22 protein-coding genes are annotated in these 18743 nt (G+C 44.3%); 12 read left to right on the top strand and 10 right to left on the bottom strand.

Annotated features, from left to right (window positions below):
* The first annotated feature begins 140 nt into the window (after window positions 1-140).
* The 7 genes from GMES_RS19820 (at window position 141) to GMES_RS19790 (ending at window position 5386) form a co-directional block, all read left to right on the top strand.
* Window positions 141-1313, top strand: a complete 1173-nt coding sequence (locus tag GMES_RS19820) for a serine hydrolase (RefSeq protein ID WP_006994597.1) — start codon at window positions 141-143, stop codon at window positions 1311-1313.
* A 17-nt stretch (window positions 1314-1330) separates the two neighbouring features.
* Window positions 1331-1597 carry a DUF493 family protein YbeD gene (gene ybeD / locus GMES_RS19815; protein ID WP_202807752.1) on the top strand — a complete coding sequence of 89 codons (267 nt, stop codon included), beginning with the start codon at window positions 1331-1333 and terminating at the stop codon, window positions 1595-1597.
* A gap of 59 nt (window positions 1598-1656) precedes the next feature.
* Window positions 1657-2310 carry a lipoyl(octanoyl) transferase LipB gene (gene lipB, locus GMES_RS19810; RefSeq protein WP_006994595.1) on the top strand — a complete coding sequence of 218 codons (654 nt, stop codon included), beginning with the start codon at window positions 1657-1659 and terminating at the stop codon, window positions 2308-2310.
* A complete protein-coding gene (gene lipA / locus GMES_RS19805) occupies window positions 2303-3265 on the top strand; it encodes a lipoyl synthase (RefSeq protein WP_006994594.1) in 963 nt (320 codons plus the stop codon). The genes lipB and lipA overlap by 8 nt, the downstream gene beginning before the upstream one ends.
* Window positions 3266-3362: 97 nt before the next feature.
* Window positions 3363-4292 (top strand): peptidylprolyl isomerase, encoded by a 930-nt coding sequence (locus GMES_RS19800; RefSeq protein ID WP_052013439.1) that lies wholly within the window; start codon window positions 3363-3365, stop codon window positions 4290-4292.
* Window positions 4293-4388: 96 nt separating this feature from the next.
* Window positions 4389-4673 (top strand): hypothetical protein, encoded by a 285-nt coding sequence (locus tag GMES_RS19795; protein ID WP_006994591.1) that lies wholly within the window; start codon window positions 4389-4391, stop codon window positions 4671-4673.
* A 188-nt stretch (window positions 4674-4861) separates the two neighbouring features.
* Window positions 4862-5386 carry a cupin domain-containing protein gene (locus GMES_RS19790; protein ID WP_193363006.1) on the top strand — a complete coding sequence of 175 codons (525 nt, stop codon included), beginning with the start codon at window positions 4862-4864 and terminating at the stop codon, window positions 5384-5386.
* A gap of 23 nt (window positions 5387-5409) precedes the next feature.
* Here the strand turns inward: GMES_RS19790 and GMES_RS22335 are convergent, their stop codons facing one another.
* The 4 genes from GMES_RS22335 to ppnP form a co-directional block, all read right to left on the bottom strand.
* Complete coding sequence (locus GMES_RS22335) at window positions 5410-5733, bottom strand: hypothetical protein (protein WP_006994589.1); 324 nt, start codon at window positions 5731-5733, stop codon at window positions 5410-5412.
* Between the two features lie 93 nt (window positions 5734-5826).
* Entirely contained in the window at window positions 5827-6879 is a 1053-nt protein-coding gene (locus GMES_RS19780) for a GGDEF domain-containing protein (RefSeq protein ID WP_006994588.1), read from the bottom strand.
* A gap of 22 nt (window positions 6880-6901) precedes the next feature.
* Window positions 6902-7249, bottom strand: a complete 348-nt coding sequence (locus GMES_RS19775) for a hypothetical protein (RefSeq protein ID WP_006994587.1) — start codon at window positions 7247-7249, stop codon at window positions 6902-6904.
* A 40-nt stretch (window positions 7250-7289) separates the two neighbouring features.
* Window positions 7290-7571, bottom strand: a complete 282-nt coding sequence (gene ppnP / locus GMES_RS19770) for a pyrimidine/purine nucleoside phosphorylase (protein ID WP_006994586.1) — start codon at window positions 7569-7571, stop codon at window positions 7290-7292.
* A 147-nt stretch (window positions 7572-7718) separates the two neighbouring features.
* On the opposite strand from ppnP, the gene GMES_RS19765 reads away from it, so the two are divergent.
* The 3 genes from GMES_RS19765 to ansA all read left to right on the top strand — a co-directional run bounded on the left by GMES_RS19765 (window position 7719) and on the right by ansA (window position 10558).
* Complete coding sequence (locus GMES_RS19765; protein WP_006994585.1) at window positions 7719-8456, top strand: dienelactone hydrolase family protein; 738 nt, start codon at window positions 7719-7721, stop codon at window positions 8454-8456.
* Between the two features lie 6 nt (window positions 8457-8462).
* The gene (locus GMES_RS22330) at window positions 8463-9449 is read left to right on the top strand and encodes a hypothetical protein (protein WP_006994584.1); all 987 of its coding nucleotides are present in this window, start codon (window positions 8463-8465) and stop codon (window positions 9447-9449) included.
* Between the two features lie 101 nt (window positions 9450-9550).
* Window positions 9551-10558: an asparaginase gene (ansA, locus tag GMES_RS19755; RefSeq protein ID WP_006994583.1), complete on the top strand. Its 1008-nt coding sequence runs from the start codon at window positions 9551-9553 to the stop codon at window positions 10556-10558.
* A gap of 126 nt (window positions 10559-10684) precedes the next feature.
* On the opposite strand, the gene cspE is transcribed toward ansA, so the two are convergent.
* The 4 genes from cspE to prmB all read right to left on the bottom strand — a co-directional run bounded on the left by cspE (window position 10685) and on the right by prmB (window position 14498).
* A complete protein-coding gene (gene cspE / locus GMES_RS19750) occupies window positions 10685-10891 on the bottom strand; it encodes a transcription antiterminator/RNA stability regulator CspE (RefSeq protein WP_006994582.1) in 207 nt (68 codons plus the stop codon).
* Window positions 10892-11213: 322 nt separating this feature from the next.
* Window positions 11214-12389, bottom strand: a complete 1176-nt coding sequence (locus GMES_RS19745; protein ID WP_081974929.1) for an MFS transporter — start codon at window positions 12387-12389, stop codon at window positions 11214-11216.
* Window positions 12390-12397: 8 nt separating this feature from the next.
* Window positions 12398-13498 carry a chorismate synthase gene (gene aroC / locus GMES_RS19740; protein ID WP_006994580.1) on the bottom strand — a complete coding sequence of 367 codons (1101 nt, stop codon included), beginning with the start codon at window positions 13496-13498 and terminating at the stop codon, window positions 12398-12400.
* A 70-nt stretch (window positions 13499-13568) separates the two neighbouring features.
* Entirely contained in the window at window positions 13569-14498 is a 930-nt protein-coding gene (gene prmB, locus GMES_RS19735) for a 50S ribosomal protein L3 N(5)-glutamine methyltransferase (protein ID WP_006994579.1), read from the bottom strand.
* Between the two features lie 112 nt (window positions 14499-14610).
* Here prmB and smrB point away from each other — a divergent pair, with 112 nt between their 5' ends.
* Window positions 14611-15171, top strand: coding sequence for an endonuclease SmrB (gene smrB, locus GMES_RS19730; protein WP_006994578.1), 561 nt, complete (start codon window positions 14611-14613; stop codon window positions 15169-15171).
* Here the strand turns inward: smrB and GMES_RS19725 are convergent.
* Window positions 15168-16859 carry an EAL domain-containing response regulator gene (locus GMES_RS19725; RefSeq protein ID WP_006994577.1) on the bottom strand — a complete coding sequence of 564 codons (1692 nt, stop codon included), beginning with the start codon at window positions 16857-16859 and terminating at the stop codon, window positions 15168-15170. The two genes, smrB and GMES_RS19725, sit on opposite strands and share 4 nt — an antisense overlap.
* A gap of 109 nt (window positions 16860-16968) precedes the next feature.
* Window positions 16969-18018: a putative porin gene (locus tag GMES_RS19720; RefSeq protein ID WP_006994576.1), complete on the bottom strand. Its 1050-nt coding sequence runs from the start codon at window positions 18016-18018 to the stop codon at window positions 16969-16971.
* 153 nt (window positions 18019-18171) lie between these two features.
* Here GMES_RS19720 and GMES_RS19715 point away from each other — a divergent pair, with 153 nt between their 5' ends.
* Complete coding sequence (locus GMES_RS19715; protein WP_006994575.1) at window positions 18172-18729, top strand: response regulator; 558 nt, start codon at window positions 18172-18174, stop codon at window positions 18727-18729.
* The last annotated feature ends 14 nt before the right edge of the window (window positions 18730-18743 follow it).

The raw sequence follows: 18743 nt of genomic DNA, 5'->3' as shown, positions 1-18743 counted from the left end.
CTTTTTACCGATTTTGTTTTGTGTAACAATTTTTGTTGCCAGCGCAGCAAAGTCATTGAAAAACTGATATATTAGCCATCGTTTTAGGCGCGAAACGTCAAACATCACTTTCTTAACAAATATCACATTACGGTAGGTCCATGCGAAACACCAAGACACTCATATTAGCCATCTTTAGCTGCTTCTCCCTTTCCTTTTTCTCTCATGCGGCGAGTGCAGCGGTTATCATACCTGACGCACCTTCTGTATCAGCTAAAGGCTTTATTTTAGTCGATTTTCAAACCGGGAAGGTGATTGCTGAGCAAAATTCTGATATTCAAATACCGCCAGCCAGCTTGACCAAAATGATGACAAGCTACGTGATTGGTAAAGAGATTGCCAATGGCAATATTAAAGACACTGACATGGTCACGATTTCAGAAAATGCCTGGGCCAAGAACTTTCCTGATTCATCTAAGATGTTTATTGAAGTAGGTACACAAATTTCGGTGGGCGACTTAAATCGCGGCATCATAGTGCAGTCTGGAAATGACGCATGCGTGGCAATGGCTGAGCACATTGCCGGTAGCGAAGATGCTTTTGCCAGCATGATGAATTTGCACGCTGAAAAGTTAGGCATGACGTCAACTCACTTTGTAAACAGCCATGGTCTACAAGATGCTGACCATTACACTACCCCCCGTGATATGGCGACCTTAGCCCGCGCATTGATCACAGATGTGCCAAACGAGTATAAGGTTTACAGCGAAAAAGAGTTTACCTACAACAACATTAAGCAATACAACCGTAACGGTTTATTGTGGGATAAAAGCCTGAATGTTGATGGCATAAAAACGGGCCATACCTCAGATGCAGGTTATAGCTTGGTGTCTTCAGCTACCCAAGGTGACATGCGTTTAATCGCAGTGGTCATGGGCGCTGATAGCGAGCGTGCACGTAAAGTTGAAAACAAAAAACTGCTTAAATATGGTTTTAGATTCTATGAAACTATCACCCCGTATCAGGCAGGCGAGAGCTTTGTATCACACCGCATATTTATGGGCGATAAAGAGACGGTAGATCTTGGTATTTCACAAGACACCCCCATTACCATTCCTCGCGGTCAGAGCAAAAATTTAGAAGCCAACTTCGAGCTTGATAAGAAATTAGAAGCACCTTTGGCTAAAGGTGAAGTAGTTGGAAAGTTATTCTTGCAATTAGACGGTGAAGACGTAGCCGAATATCCTTTGGTTACATTACAAGAAGTGAAAGAAGGCGGTATGATTGATCGCCTAGTAGACTTCGTTAAACTGCAACTTGGCTTTGACAGCTAAGACAAATTGAGCAGAATATTATGCAAACCCAATTTGATAAATTACTCGACTTTCCTTGCCACCAGACCTTTAAGGTCATGGGTGTAGCGGATGAGCGGTTACCAGATCATGTAATCAACTGCTTGCAAAACCATGCTCCTGGTGACTATTCACCCAGTGTGAAACCAAGCTCAAAAGGCAACTATCATTCGTTGTCAATCAGTGTGCGTGTAACAAGCAAAGAGCACATGGAAACCATCTATACTGAGCTCTCTAAGCTCGAGTTGGTTCGTGTAGTTCTCTAAAAGTAAGTTATATAGCGTACTTGCCGGTACGCTATTCTTCTATAGGACACCACTAAGGTTTGAACAACACAGCCCCCGTCATTATTCGCCAGCTCGGCCGCCGAGCGTATTTGCCGATTTGGCAAGCCATGCAAGACTTTACTGATTCACGGGACAACAGCAGCCAAGACGAAATATGGCTAGTTGAACACGCCCCTGTATTTACACAAGGCCAAGCCGGTAAAGAAGAGCACCTTCTTGCCCCAGGGGATATCCCAGTCGTAAAGGTCGATCGCGGAGGTCAAGTCACCTATCACGGCCCTGGCCAACAAATGATGTACGTCCTGCTAAACCTAAAGCGACATGGCTTAGGGGTGCGCACCTTGGTTAGCGCGTTAGAGAGCTGCATTGTTGATACATTAAAAGATTACAAGGTAGACGCCTACCCTAAAGCAGATGCCCCAGGTGTATATGTTGATGGTAAAAAGGTCTGTTCAATTGGCCTACGTATTCGCCGAGGTTGTTCCTTTCACGGCCTTGCCCTGAACGTCAATATGGACTTAGCACCCTTTCAACGAATTAATCCTTGTGGTTATGCCGGCCTAGAAATGGTAGATTGCACCCAATTAGGCGGACCAGATTCACTCGCTGTTGCTGGCCCAGCTATCGCCGAAAAATTATGTTCATTGCTTGGTATTGCAAGCGTCGAAAACAAAGAAGGTTTTGATGAGTAACGCACGTCCACAAGCCGGAGAAAAACTCCGGGATGATGAAAAAGTAAAACATATCCCGATCACTATCATGCCCACTGAAAAGGCAGAGATGTTGCGCAAGCCAGAGTGGATTAAAATTCGCTTACCGCGCACCACGGATCGTATCGATCATATTAAAAAGACATTGCGTAAAAACAATTTGCACTCGGTGTGCGAAGAAGCAAGCTGCCCCAACCTTGCTGAGTGTTTTAACCATGGTACTGCGACCTTTATGATTTTGGGCGATATATGCACCCGTCGCTGTCCGTTTTGTGATGTTGCTCATGGTAAGCCCCTGCCTCCAAGTGCAGAAGAGCCCATCAAGTTGGCAAAAACCATCGCTGAAATGCAACTTAAATATGTGGTTATCACCTCAGTGGATCGTGATGATTTACGTGACGGTGGCGCCCAGCACTTTGTTGATTGCATAAACGCTATTCGCGAGCACAGTCCAACCACTAAAATTGAAGTACTTGTACCTGATTTTCGCGGTCGTATGGACAAAGCATTAGAGATCCTTAAGAACGGCGTGCCAGATGTGTTTAACCATAATTTGGAAACCATTCCCCGCCTATACCGTGAATGTCGCCCTGGGGCAAACTATCAGTGGTCACTTGATTTGCTGAAGAAATTCAAAGAGCAACACCCCGATATCCCCACCAAATCAGGCTTAATGATGGGCATGGGTGAAAACAAAGAAGAAATCGCAGAAGTACTTAAAGACTTACGCGCGCACAATGTTGAAATGCTTACCCTTGGTCAGTATTTACAACCAAGTAAGCATCACTTCCCATTAAAGCGTTATGTGCATCCAACGGAGTTTGACGAGCTTGGCGTGATCGCGAAAGAAATCGGCTTTACTCACGCAGCATGTGGCCCTATGGTGCGTTCAAGCTACCATGCTGATAAGCAAGCAGCCGGTGTAGAAGTTAAGTAATTGTCAAACTACAGTTTGCATATAAAACAAAACTCGCCAATCGGCGAGTTTTTTGTTTCTATAATGTAACTTGTTGCGCCAATAGATAAATATAAAAATGCGTAGATACACCTTCACCGCCATCACACTTAGTATTTTCACTCTATTCGTTTCGCTATTTTCTGCTTCCTCACAAATGAAGAGCCCTGCAGCCGGCTTAGCCAATACAGAAAATTCAACCCACGTCGTACCTCAATGGCGAACACCTGAATTAACAAATTTGGTTTATATGCAATTGGACTCAGGGCTCGTTATTGTGCAGCTGGCACCGTTCATGGCCCCTATCAACGTTGGGCAGTTTAAGAGTCTGATCAAAGACGGCTTTTACGATGGTTTAGACTTCTATCGCGTGATAGACGGTTTTGTAGCTCAAGGAGGGGATGTCACACAAAGCAGGCTTCATGAACATGCTAAGCAACTGCCCGCTGAATTGACTCGTGCTTATAATGGATCAGGCGACTCTAGCAATGACCCATTCGTATTAGTGCAATCTGGCGAGTTTATGGCCCCGCAAACAGGTTTCTTAAACGGTTTTGCCGCAGGGCGCGACCCATCAACCCTCCAAGAGTGGTTATTGCACTGCCCGGGCGTGGTTGCATTTGGTCGTAACAATGAACTTAACACCGCAAGTTCAGAGTTTTATATCGCCATCGGACAAGCCCCAAGGCATCTTGATAGGAACATGAGCGTGCTGGGAAAAGTGATTTATGGTATGCACCATGTACAACGTATTAAACGCGCCTCTGTCAATGTTTCCAGCGGGGTAATTGAAGACCCTACAAAGCGCACTAAAATAGTGTGGGCTAGGCTTGCCAATGATGTCCCAGTGCAGCAGCGTGTTAACGTCCAGGTGCAAAATGAGCACTCTGACGCCGTTGCCACACGCTTAGCGCGCGGTCGCACACTGGAGAATGAATTTTTTCATTTCAGAGGTAATGGCAATTTAGATGTGTGCTATTACAACTTGAAAACTCGAATAGTAGAATAATACACATTGCTATAGTATTCATGGCAGCACAAAATGCGGTAGCAACAACACACTAATGTCGCCTATTTTAAAATCTATCTACACGCCGGATGACAAATGAACCTAGATAAAGCGCAAAAACGTATCGAAAAGCGGGTCAAACGTGGCTTTCACGGATACCCTATGATCAGTATTCAATATTTTGGCGAAACCAGTGCGCTAGCAAGTAAAGTGGAAGTGAGCTTTATAGAGCAAGAAGATGCCCAGCCAATGACGGAGAGTTTCAGTAGCGACAACGATATTCGCAAAGATGAAACCGTACAAACCACCATTATCAAAATAATTGATAGAGTCGATGCCAAAACAGTGACCTTGGATGAAACAGTCCACCCTCTATCTTGACCTGACAGGCGCTAGGTTTAGGCGGCTCCCCAGATAACCCACATACAATAAACGTATACAGCCAGGATAAAAACAATAACATGCAGTTCAACGCAACGTCTAAAACGAAAACAACAGCCATTCTCAGGATCAAAAAATCTTTGATAACACTTGGTTTTCTAAGCAGCACCATCTTTACCTCAGAACTAATGGCAGCAAATCCCCCCGTCGCCGAGTTGAGCAAAGAGCAAGTCATATCTCAGCTCAATTTATCTCATCATTTTGAAGGAGGGTATTTTCGCCAAACATTCAAAGCCAATCACAGAGATAAAGTCACAACCCCACGAGGTGACAGAACCACTATGACGGCTATTTTCTATATGCTGACCGACGACAATAACATCGATCATTTTCACACCAAGCACTCAGATGGCATTGAGTTTTATCATATGGGTGCGCCAATCACGTATCACATGATTTACCCTGATGGGCGATACGAGAAAGTGGTTGTTGGGCCTGACATCCAAAACGGTCAGCAGTTACAACTCGCCGTCCCCGGTGGGACCTATAAAGCGGCTGAATTGCCTGTTGGCATTTACGGTTTAGTAAGTGAAGCGGTAGCCCCTGGCTGGGAAAAAGAAGATATGATAGATGTAAGCCATGCAGAACTGCTCAAAAAATTCCCCGAGCATAAAGGGATAATCGACCGCTTAGCGAATAAGGAATCTCATTAAGTCAACAGTAAATCCCTTTACGCTTAGTCACCTTTTATAACTGAAAAAGTGAGTTGGCAGTCAATATGCTTGAGCAACTTGTTGACAATCACTGGTACAACAACCAGTTGGTTGGGTTGTTCAAGCTTAGCGACAATATGGATATCACACTGGGTTATATCGATTTGTTGGCGAACGAAAAATATATTTAATTCGTCAAACCTGTACTCACACAATTCAACACTGCCGACAAACCGCCCTTCCCTCTTTGATGCTGAATAATAAGCGCCATCGACTTCTTTTTGTAGGGTAAACGCCTGCATTTTGTTTAAATCTAAAAACCGAAACGTTGCACTTGGTTTGCTCATTGTTTACCTCTTTTCTGCATGTGAATAAACCGGTGCGATTACGTCATACTTAGCTAAACATTAGTAGTATAAGGTACAGCATGGTTGATACAGCTAGGCTGCAATAACGCTATTACGCCCTTTATTTTTCGCTTCGTATAGGCCCACGTCAGCACGAACTAATAAAGATTCAGCGGTATCGCTAGGCACATATTGCGCGACACCTACGCTTACCGTTAACGCATGCTCCGAAATGACTTGCTTGGCGATGTCTTCCCGGATGCGATGGGCAAACTGCATTGCTGCTTCAAGTGATGTGTCAGTACATATTACAACAAACTCTTCCCCGCCCCAGCGAGCGACTATATCTTCTTCACGCATGAGATCTTTTAGTTTTTTGGCTAGCGCTCGCAACACCTTATCACCTTCAAAATGACCATATTGATCATTAATTTTTTTGAAGTAGTCAATATCCAACAACATTACGCTTAGTGGGGGCTGCTCATCGACCGCCGAGAGTAAGGATATCAGGGTACTTTCTAATTTTTCTCTATTGTATAAGCCCGTCAGCTTGTCCGTCTCGGCTAGCCGTAAAATCTCAACGTTTCTAATCGCCAATGTATCGTAAGCAGACGAGCGAGCCTCTTCATAAAAACGAAATAGTAATATATGCGCGATGCTCACCTCTATCACATTCAGTAGTGAGCCAAATGCAAAGAATGCAGGCTGCTGCGTTTCCATTTGGTCAAAAACGACAAGCGCACAAATGAAAAAGGTAAAGGTACTCATCCCTGTACCTGACGTTCGCCCTAGTAAGAAAAAAGCAAAAGGAGGTACAAGGGTGGCCCAATATAGGGAATGAGAATACCCTTGGGAAGTAACAATGAATAACAGTATGAGCGCGGTCACCATGATGGTCACGGCCCACGAGGTAACTGTCACATTACCTGTTGCCCTGAACCATGCAACAATTCCCAATGAAAATAGCAGCCCAGTGCCATCTAACAAGGCTAAGTAAAAATCGCTGAACGTCACAATATTAATGACGGTAAGGATTAAGAAATAACTTGTCGTCACAAGTAACGCATAGGAAATTAAGCGCGTACGCCAATAATCCGTATGATCACAAGGATATTGAGGGAACTCTTTAAACCAAAATCTCAGCATAATTTTTTGTGGCCAAATGGTCTTAATGTAGTTTTAAACGCTGCTGCCAATTACCGTTATTTTGTGCTTCACAGGCTTGCTCGCTGTCGTAACGCACATGATGACGGGCATCTTTTAACTTGATCCCCACCTTTAGTAATTGCGCTTGAATTTGGCGGCGCAAATACACATCCTGTTCATGCATTTGCGCTTGTTCTAACGAGGCCTGAGTATCAAACACGCAAATTACCGCTAAACTACCAGGAAAGCGGTCGTAGCTAGCTGTATGGGTAATCCATTCAAAGCCTGGCACCTCGCGTTTGGCTTGCTCGCAAACAATGGTTAGCGCTTTTATCACATTGTTATCGAGCTTCTTAACCGTTTTTTGCATGTTCGTTATTCGCCTTTACCTACTGTTAATTTGTTAGCAACTATACATAGTCACAAAGGTAAGCAGTATTCACTGACACTTGCGCTTTGAATTTTACGTTAGCATCTACTGTGAACACTTGGCCGGCGGTAAGGGTTTTCCACTCACTTTCGCCTGGTAATAAAACGGTCATTGCACCGCTGACTACGCTCATGGTTTCATGCTGTGAGGTTGCAAACTCATACTCACCAGGCGACATAACACCTAACGTAGAGTTACCCACTGCTGTGTCAAATGCGATAGATTTTACTTTACCTTCAAAATATTCATTTACGTTAAACATCGTTCTACTCCAATTAGATTATTTTTGCGGGCGTTAATGTAGCAGCTTTACTGGCCACCTGCACAGCCGAGACTATCTTTTTCTTCAAAGATTGCCTTCCTTGATTTACTCTTAACCCCTACCCTCATTCAGTGACTTCAATCAGCTATGATCATTCAATCTCACCAAGTCGTTATTTCTACGCCCAGTGGCAATATGCAAACGTCAATTTATAGACCTGTTAGAGCGGGCGCTTACCCCAGCATCGTCTTTTATTCTGAGATATTTCAAGAAACGGCGCCAATTACCCGCAGCGCCAAACTGCTCGCAGGCCACGGATTTGTTGTGCTAGTGCCAGAGGTGTTTCATGAATTAAATCCAGCAGGTACCGTACTTGCCTATGATGATATAGGTAAAGACAAAGGCAATGCGGATAAATTCGCCAAGCCTTTGGAGCAACACGATAGCGATACCCAAAGCATGATCAACTTCATTGATTCACAGGCCTACTGCAATGGAAAAGTGGGCTCTATGGGCGTGTGTATTGGGGGGCACCTTGCATTTAGGGCAGCGTTGAACCCAAGAGTAGACGGCGCTTTTTGTTTATATCCTACAGACATTCACTCCAACACCTTACCCTGTGCCCATGGCAATGACTCCTTGAGCCAATGCCCCAAAATTAAAGCTGAGCTGTGCATGATATTTGGGAAACAAGACCCACACGTGTCCCGAGAAGGAAGAGAACTGATCAACGCCACAATGCAAGATCATAACCTCAACTTCACTTGGCATGAGCTCAATGCCCAGCATGCATTTATGCGCGATGAAGGTGACAGATACGATTCTGCTTTAGCACTTATGTGTTACCAAATGGCGATACAAATGTTCAACCGCTGCCTCAGCTGATTTTCAATGCTAGCCGCTGCAAAGATGATTTCAGGGGGCCACGCCCCCAACCCCACGCGGGTCATTCGCAGTTCTCGACGCCGCTCGTTGCGAATTAATATGCTCCTATTGGTTGTTTTGTTTCATACCCAAGCAATAACCGCCCCCTTGCCAGAGGATACCCAGAGGGCGCGCGTAGAGCGGGTTGAAAGCAGAGTAAGACAAATAAATACAGGTCAATTCGATCAGTTTGAGATCCACGGATTTAAGCGTTTCAATGCCGCTGACAAAGGGAAATTAAAGCACTGGGTGAAAACGGGCGTCAACGCCACCCGAGATACCCTAGGGGTGTACCCATCACGCTTAATATTTCATCTTGTGCCTAGAAAATCTAATCAACCTGTCCCTTGGGCTTACACGCGACGGGATAAACCTCAGCGTATTTATTTACATGTAGACAGCCGTTTTCAGCAAGAGAAATTCATTCGCGATTGGACGATCTATCACGAAATAAGCCATTTAGCGCTCCCCTATCTGGGTGGAAACTATGCTTGGCTTGCCGAGGGATTCGCTAGTTTTATGCAATATCAAATCATGGCAAACGCAGGGATACTTGAGGGTTCATTGGAACAAAATTACCAAAATAAAATAGCCCCTCATTTAAAATGGTTCAACAGCGACTTAACCCCAGCTTCAATTGCTAGGCGGTTAATGAGCCAAAAACAATACCCTGCCGCTTATTGGGGCAGTGCTTATTTTTTCATACTTGCAGATAAAATACTCGCTGAAAAGCATCATACTCGGCTCAGCAAATTGATTAGTCAGTATCAATTTTGCTGTAATGAACGATACGCTAGCGCTGGTCAAGTTATGAATGATCTAGATGGATTACTCGGAGCACCTGTCTTCACTGAGCTGCTTGCTTCATTTGAAAACTCGCCAGCACGTCAGCTTTATCCCCAAGCATTTTCAAGCAATGTCACGCCAACAGAGAGTGTTGACGCATTGCCATAAGCACTTTGTGCTAATCGGTTTGTATTAAGCGCTTTCCTCTAAAGATTTTTGCCCAGTCATTGGGTTACAATCCAATTAAATTAGGTCATACGAGTTCTAAAGTGAAAAAACAAATCTATGTTGCTTATACGGGTGGCACTATCGGCATGCGCCCCTCATCAAAAGGTTATGTGCCCGCAGCTGGATTCTTATCTGAAACCATTGCCAAAATGCCTGAGTTTCATCGTCAAGAAATGCCTGATTTCACCATCAATGAATATCAGAGCTTGATCGATTCTGCGGACATGAGCCCGAAAGATTGGCAACAAATAGCGGATGACATAAAGCAAAATTATCAAGACTATGACGGTTTTATCATTCTACACGGCACAGATACCATGGCATATACAGCTTCGGTGCTGTCGTTTATGCTGGAAAACCTAGGTAAACCCGTTATCGTCACTGGCTCGCAAATACCGTTAGCGCAACTGCGCTCTGATGGCCAAGAGAACCTATTAAACGCCCTTTATTTAGCAGCTAACTACCCGATTCCTGAAGTGAGCTTGTACTTCAACAATAAGCTGTTTCGCGGTAATCGTAGTCGTAAGTTAGACGCTGACGGTTTCGATGCATTTGGCTCACCCAATTTTCCTATGCTGCTTAAAGCCGGTATTAACATTGAGGTAAAAGCAGGCAAAGTCACGCCGATTGATCAACAACCTCTGGTCGTGAGCAGCGTGACACCTCAACCAGTGGGGGTGGTTAGTTTATATCCAGGGATCAGCGCAGAAGTGATCCGCAATATTCTGCAACAGCCAGTTAAAGCCCTTATTCTGCTTAGCTACGGTGTAGGCAATGCGCCGCAAAATCCAGCGTTATTGAATGAACTAAAGCAGGCCAACGACAACGGTATTTTAATCGTTAACTGTACCCAATGCTTACGCGGCAAGGTCAATATGTCCGGTTATGCCAATGGTAATGTTCTACAGGATGTGGGCGTGCTTTCAGGAGGAGACATGACACCAGAAGCTGCTCTAGCGAAACTGCATTATCTTCTGAGTAAAACCTTAAGTGTGCCAGAGATGAAGCAAAGTCTCACCAGTAACCTTAAGGGTGAGCTGACTGTCTAGCAGCCAAGGATAAGTCGATTCTATAGAGGTCGACTTATGCTAAAAAACTGAATTTCAGGCAATAAAAAAAGGCAAACTAAAAGTTTGCCTTTTTTTGGAATTCGTATTTAATCAAGCAAGCTTGAATTAAAGTACTACGATATTCTCTGCTTGAGGACCTTTTTGGCCTTGAGTTACAGTGAACTCAACTTTTTGGCCTTCAGCTAGTGTTTTGAAGCCAGTACCAGTAATTGCACGGAAGTGAGCAAATACGTCAGGACCATTTTCTTGCTGAATGAAACCAAAACCTTTAGATTCGTTGAACCATTTAACTGTACCAGTAGTAGTAGACATAGTCTTTCCTATAATTTTCAAGAGTAATAAAAAAACCTTTTTCAAGGCGAGGTTTGCTGAAGCGTGTTGCTATTACTTATGATATACAAGACGAGGTACTACAATGGAACATCGAAACAGTGTGCATAAATATCAAACGTACTTTCAAGCGCGATTAGAATAACACCCCTCACAGTAACGTCAACCATTATTATCAATTTCACTGGTCTTACGAGCTCTTCTTTATCGATATTAAATCAATTACATACGCTCACAGACACATGTAAAAATCATGTTAATAGTGAGGCTTGAAACAGCACAGACCACCGCGCCCAAAGAGTCACTATTTTGGCATATACCGGCTAGGAATAAAGGCGACCATGCCAGCACCTAATAACGCGAATACGGTGGCGATTGTAAAAGCGATTTCGGCCCCTTGCCCTTGATCCCATATCAATCCAGCCCCGAAGTTACCTGCCGCTCCCCCTACGCCAAATCCGATACTGGTGTATAAAGCTTGACCTTGGCTACGAAACTGATGACCAAAATAATGGTGAATAAAGTTAATTGAAGCGGCATGTATCAGCCCAAAGCTAAATGCGTGGAGCATCTGACTGACCACCAATGCAGGCCAATGCTGTGCAGCAACAGCCAACAAATGCCAGCGTAATGCAGTAAGAAGCATACTGACTAACAGCGTCCTCTTAACACCAAAGCGGCTAATCAGCTTCCCAGCAAGTAAAAATATGATCACTTCTGCGGCCACACCTAAGGCGATTAAGGCTCCCGTTTCCTGGCCTGTGTAAGCTAAATCTCTGGCGTACAATGCAAAAAAACCGTAATAAGGGCCAAAGCTTACTTGGATCAACGTCGAGGACACAATAAAGCCAATAAACACTTTCGTGCGCACTTTTTTCCAAATCGATTCACCGCCAGTCAGCGTGCGCTCACTAGCGCTCGCTTCTTTTAGGCCAAGCGTGACCAAAAACAATCCTAGCAGCACAGCACCACTAATATAGATAGGCGCCTCACTCGAGAACACATCGATAAGCTTACCGGCCAACACTGTCAGTACAATAAACCCTATGCTTCCCCATAAGCGCACATGACTATATTTTGTCGCGTCTCCACGCACACTGCCCAGGGTAATCACTTCCGTTTGCGGTGCGATCGCGGTAAAAAATAGCATCATCAGACCAAACGCGACTGTGAGTCCCCAAAAGCTGTTTAACCAGAAGATGGAACAAAATGTAGCAAAAGTAAGAAACGCGCCGAACTGTAAAATACGCAGAGACTTGCCTGATTTGTCAGCAAAAGCAGCAAACAAATTTGGCCCGATGATGCGCATCAGGGTAATAAGCGCAAATAACTCACCGATCTCTTGTGAGCTAAATCCTCGGCCGTCAAGGAAGACGCCTAGGTAAGGGACCAGTACACCGAGTTGACCAAAATACAAAAAGAAAGTTAAAGACAGCATCACCAGATTGCCCCTGGAAAATGCTGCCTGAGTCGCTACCACGTAACCGCTTATTTACTTTGGGCAGGAATAACTGGCGTGATCGATTGCACATCCGCGTTTTGGCCGCGGTGACGTAAATAATGATCCATCAACACTAGGGCCATCATGGCTTCAGCTATAGGCACCGCCCGAATACCCACGCACGGGTCGTGACGTCCTTTAGTGACTACCTCTGCTGCTTCGCCATTAATGTCAATGCTTTCTCCCGGTACGCTAATACTTGACGTAGGTTTAAGCGCCATATGCACCACTAAATCCTGGCCGCTTGAAATACCGCCTAACACGCCCCCAGAACGGTTTGATTTGAAACCATCAGCAGACATTAAATCACGATGCTCACTGCCCTTTTGTTCAACCGTGGCAAAACCATCCCCCACTTCAACGCCTTTTACCGCGTTGATGCCCATCATGGCATGGGCTAAATCAGCATCTAGGCGGTCAAAAATGGGCTCACCCAATCCTACTGGCATGTTGGTCGCAACCACAGACACCTTCGCGCCAATCGAATCACCTTGTTTTTTTAGGTCACGCATATATTCATCTAACGCTTCTAACTTGCTCTCATCAGGACAAAAGAATGCATTCGTGTTAGTGACACTGTGATCCACTTTATCGATTTTAATCGGACCGAGCTGTGATAAATATCCCCGCACCTCAATCCCTAAATGGGTCTTAAGGAATTTTTTTGCTACCCCACCTGCGGCCACCCGTATTGCGGTTTCACGTGCAGAAGAACGACCTCCCCCGCGATAATCTCGTAACCCGTACTTTTGCTGATAGGTGTAATCAGCATGACCAGGCCTAAACGTATCTTTGATTTTTGAATAATCATTACTGCGCTGATCGGTATTCTTAATCAGCAAACCAATACTGGTACCCGTGGTTTTACCTTCGAACACACCAGAGAGAATTTGCACTTCATCTTCTTCACGTCGTGCTGTGGTGTAGCGTGAGGTACCTGGTTTACGCCTGTCCAAATCGACTTGTAAGTCCGCTTCACTGATTTCTAAACCAGGAGGACAACCATCGATAACACCGCCGATAGCAATGCCATGACTCTCGCCAAAGGTACTTAAAGTAAAGAGCTTGCCAAAGGTATTGCCAGCCATAGTGTTATATTCCTCGTATTCGGTAGTTTCTAATACTTAATAATAATTGCTTAAGATATGCTTGCGTCATTTATTGGGCAAAATATGCCTCTAAATCGCTTTTACTGATTGCAAACACACCGTGACCACCTCGGTTAAATTCAACCCATTGCAGCGCTAGGTCAGGGTACACATGCTCCATATGGAACTGGCTATTACCTACCTCAACAAATAACCAACCGTCGTCAGTTAGATGCGCTGGTGCTTGGCGCAACATTTTATGCACTAAGTCTAATCCATCGTCGCCTGCGGCTAATGCAAGCTCTGGCTCATGATGAAATTCTTCGGGTAAGTCAGCCATGTCTTCTGCGTCAACATAGGGCGGATTACTGATGATTAAGTCGTATTTTTGCCCTTCTAGCGCGGCCATTAAATCGGATTGAATAGGGTATACTCTATCGCTCAATTGATGCTCATTAATATTCATTTCAGCTACTTCAAGCGCCTCAGGGCTGATATCAACCGCGTCCACTGTCGCGCCTTCAAACGCGTATGCCAACGCGATAGCGATGCAGCCACCGCCGGTACACAGGTCGAGAATATGCGTAGGAGGTGCTGATACCCAGTTCGCAAATTTATCATCAATCAACTCAGCAATAGGCGAACGCGGTATCAATACGCGCTCATCAACATAAAATGGTAAGCCGCAGAACCATGCTTGGTGCATTAAATACGGTAACGGGATCCGCTCTTCTGCTCGGCGCTGAACCAGTGCTGCGATATCACGCTTTTCGGTCTGGGTTAGGCGAGCTTGAAACAACTGTTCACCTGTTTGTTGCAGCATATCTTGGGGCAAATTTAAGGTATGTAGCACCAAACACACCGCTTCATCCCAAGAGTTATCAGTACCATGGCCATAAAACAAACCGGCTTGATTAAATTGACTGACCGACCAACGCACCATATCCAGCATTGTGTGCAAATCATTCACGGCTTGTTCTGTATCCACGCTGTTATTCATTTTCACCCTAAAATTTGTTTTGCTTAATCAACTGCTCTACGTAGTTTCACTACCCAGATTTTGCTAAACTAAGCGTAATGATTGCCTTACATCAAGTCCGCTATTCAACGCTATGAAAAAAACGCCCACCCCTGAACCATCTGATACGGCACTATTTCGAAGTGAGTTTACTGATGTAAAGCCAATAAAGCAGGACAAAATACCGCCTCAACGCCTTTCCAGCAAGCATAAATCCGCGGATTTAGCTAAAAAGCTCGATCGCCTTAATGACGTTAAGCAGCGAAATGCAACTTTTCAATTCTCTGACGGATTTGAGGGTCACTTTGATAGCCAACAGCCACTCAAATACGTGCAGCCCGGGGCCGACTCTTTTGAAGTGAAACGTTTACGTCGCGGTGAATACCCACCTGACCTCATTTTAGATCTACATGGGTTGAATAAAGAACAGGCGAAATTAGAAATTGCCGCCCTCATTTACGCGGCCCAAAAACAACATTACCACTGTGTTTGTATCGTCCATGGTATCGGCAGTTATGTGCTGAAAAAGAATGTACCAAACTGGTTGATTCAGCACCCCAGCGTAAAAGGCTTTCATCAGGCACCATTGGAATGGGGTGGTCAAGGCGCCGTATTAGTGTTGATAGACCTCCCCCAAGTGCATAGCAAATATTAGTGCATAAACGGCTGTTGTAATAACAGTTTTTCAAACTCAGGTTTGGGCAATGCTTTACTAAAATAATACCCTTGAATGTAATCACAGTTGAGTTGCTTCAGTAACGCAACTTGCCCCTCCAATTCAACCCCTTCAGCAACCACATCAATACCTAATTCATGACACATAGCAATCAAACCGCCAATCATGCTCTGAATCTCCTTGCAGCCTTCAATACCATCCACCAGTACTTTATCTAGCTTTAGCACATCAATAGGTAATTTTGCCAGATAAGCGAAAGAAGAATATCCGGTGCCAAAATCATCCATAGCGATACTCACTCCAAGCTCTTTAAGCTCCCATAAAATCGCCAACGTTTGTTCAAAATCTTGGATCAAGCATGACTCAGTAATTTCCAGCTCAATGAGTGACGGCGGCAATGCGTACTTATCTAATAGATGTTCGAATTGCTCCACTACGCTGTGATTAGCGAGCTGTCTCGAGGAAATGTTTATCGCTACACGCTTTATGTCAGGAGTAAAATGGTGAAGCTCAGCAATTTTTTTCACGCTTTGATCTATCAGCCATTCTCCGATTTGCTCAATTTGCCCATCTAGTTCGCTCAGGTTGATAAACTCATTGGGCGGGATCCATCCTAATTCATTATGTTGCCAACGGATAAGGATCTCTGCGCTATCAATTTGCTGATCGGGTAAGTGCACTTTCGGCTGAAAGTGTAAGAAGAACTGGTTATCACGTAGCGCACCATTAATGGAGTTTTTTATTTTAAGCTGGCGTTGTTGCAAATCACGCAAGGCTGAATCAAAGCGGCATAATCTTTCTCTGTCTGAATTATCGACTGAAAACGCACACCGTAAGTTTTCCATTAAACTGCTTGGGTCTTCACCATCAGTGGGGGCCAATGCGTACCCCATAACGCAGTTTATTTTCACGCAGCCTTTCCGCTGGGTATTGGGCTCGTTTAATTTGTGATTAATGGCTGATAAACGACGACGGATCACCTCTTCACTTTCAAAATCAGGAATGATGATGAAAATCTTACCGCTGTCAAAGGCAAACGTTTTACTGCCTTGTGGCAGCTCGCTACTGACTAGTCCTCTAATTTCAGTTAGCAGTCCGGTAAAAATCCCCGGTCCAGCATGTTGCTCTAAATAGTCGTAATCTTTAATTTTCAGCGACACGAGGCAAAATTCTTGTTGCATCTCAAACTGGTCGCGCACCGCTTGTTCAAAAGCGTAATATTCAGGATTGTGCTCGCCTTCCAATACGCGCCGATTCATTTTTCTGGCGTGATATTCAACAAAAGCACCGTCGACTTCTTCTATTAACTGTTGGTTATTCCAAGGCTTGCGCAAAAATTTGTGTGCCGCACCACTGTTTAATAACCCGATAGCTGAATCAAAATCTGCAAAACCACTGAGTACCATGGAAATCACATCAGGGTGATGTTGCTTAATTTGTTCAAGAAACTCAGCACCCGACATTTGTGGCATGCGAAAATCCGACAGCACCACTTGAATCTTGTGCTCTTGCATTATCGCTAGCCCTTCTTGAGCGCTATTGGCCATAAAGACTTCAAATGGCGTTTTCACTAAACAGCGTTTTAATGACGATAAAATATTCGGTTCATCGTCCACAACTAAAAGCTTACCTGTTGCTGGAGTGGCATGTAATTGCTGGCTGTTCATTTGCGTAAGCCCCTAAGCATTATAATGTTAATTAAGACAGTGTTAAGTAATGAAGTATTGAGCAATAAAATACTAAGTAATGAATTACTGAGTTGTATCGAGTTAATGTTCAAAACTGATACTGCCCCTCAATTCGAACTCGAACACCTTGTTCGTCTTTGCCTTTAATGGTTCTAATGTCGCTCACGCGGGCACCTAACCACCAGTTATGGTTCATTTTTCGGCGCAACCTAATATCAAACCCTTGCAAATTTGAGGTAGCAAACCTAGCGGTGCCGTTTTGTGCAAACTCATTAATCACACCAAAACGTTCGACCCGCAGGTACCTTATATGCCAAGCATAATTGCCCATTTGCTTTAAGGTACCTTGGCTAAATTGCACAGCAAGGCTGGTTTTCTGATCATTAAACTGGTCAAACTGTGAGAAGCTTTCCAGCGAATGCCCCACATCTACGCCCAATTTATATCCTTTATAGTTAACACTCGTAGACAAGCGTATCGAACGGTTATCTAGCTCAGTGTCTTTTTTCGCATACCTTGCGCCCTGCTGACCGTGGTAGTCCACCAGCCAAGGTGAAATCCTCAGCTTTATCCCTCTAAAATCATAGTTCATATTCCATTGCATGATGTGCATCAAACCTATTACATCGCTATTCCCATCCAGAGGTTTTAGTGATGCGAATTGCAGTTGATGCTGTTCATTGAACTGATAATTCAGATGAACGCCAATAGGGTGTAAATTTCTATCCCAAAATATGTCAGTAACTTGCTTCGATTGCCACGGAATTTTGCCGATATAAAGCTGAGCTTGGCTGGATTTTCCTAGATTAAATTTGCCAGTCATAAACAGGCGCTCTACATACACGTCGTTATCTGGCTGAGGCTGTGTATTAAATTTAGCGATAGTGATCGCCGGCACATTCTGCTTATTTTTTAGTCCTGTGCTCAAGCGCCCCTGAGCTGACCAATGCTGGTTTATGTCGCCCTTAAGCCCTAAACGGGCAATCAAGCGTAGACGCTCCCGGTCTGGCAAATTATTGTGCTGGCTTTCATGTTCGTATCTCAGAATCATATTGCCAAATACATCCAGATCACTGGCAATCGCTACACTGGGTACTGCACTGAGTGCTATGAACACTCGCAACATAAACTTTCCCATCGAAAACTCCTTGCCATCACAGATAACGTTAAATTTGTGAGATTAATAATTACACAATGTCGTCATTGTCACATATTACACTTTAGTCCTATTTGTCATTTTAGTCATAAATGGTATAAACTAGTCATACGTAATGTCAGCCAAGAGAAATCAATGAAAACATTAACCTCCGGTGAAATAGCGAAGTACTGTGACGTTAATTTGCGCACGGTTATCCGCTGGATTGATAGCGGCAGACTCAAAGGCTACAAACTGCCTGGCGGCGGTAATAACCGCGTCAAAGAAGAAGATTTTCTCGCATTTTTGCAAGATAACGAGCTACCTATCCCTGCTGATTTTCAATCAAAAGAAACACGCGTATTGATAGTTGACGATGAATTACAAGTGGCAAAAGCCATTAGCCGTGTAACCACTCGCGCCGGTTTCAAAAGCGTTATTGCAACAGACCCTTTTATGGCAGGTGCGTTGCTGACCAGTTTCAAGCCACAGTTAATGACACTCGATTTGAGCATGCCTGGGGTTAACGGTTACGACATCGTTAAATTTGCACGCCATGATTACGACGATAAATCGTTGAAGATACTAATTATTTCAGCCCTAGGAGAAGAGCAACGTCAACAGGCGTTAGATTTGGGCGCTGATATGTCACTGCCAAAACCATTCTCAAACAAAGAATTACTCAACACGATTGAGAGCCTGCTAGTTAAATAACCTCAAGCGAAATA

This window comes from Paraglaciecola mesophila KMM 241, from assembly GCF_000315015.1.
Lineage (GTDB): Bacteria > Pseudomonadota > Gammaproteobacteria > Enterobacterales > Alteromonadaceae > Paraglaciecola > Paraglaciecola mesophila.
This window is presented reverse-complemented; position numbering and strand designations above follow the sequence as displayed.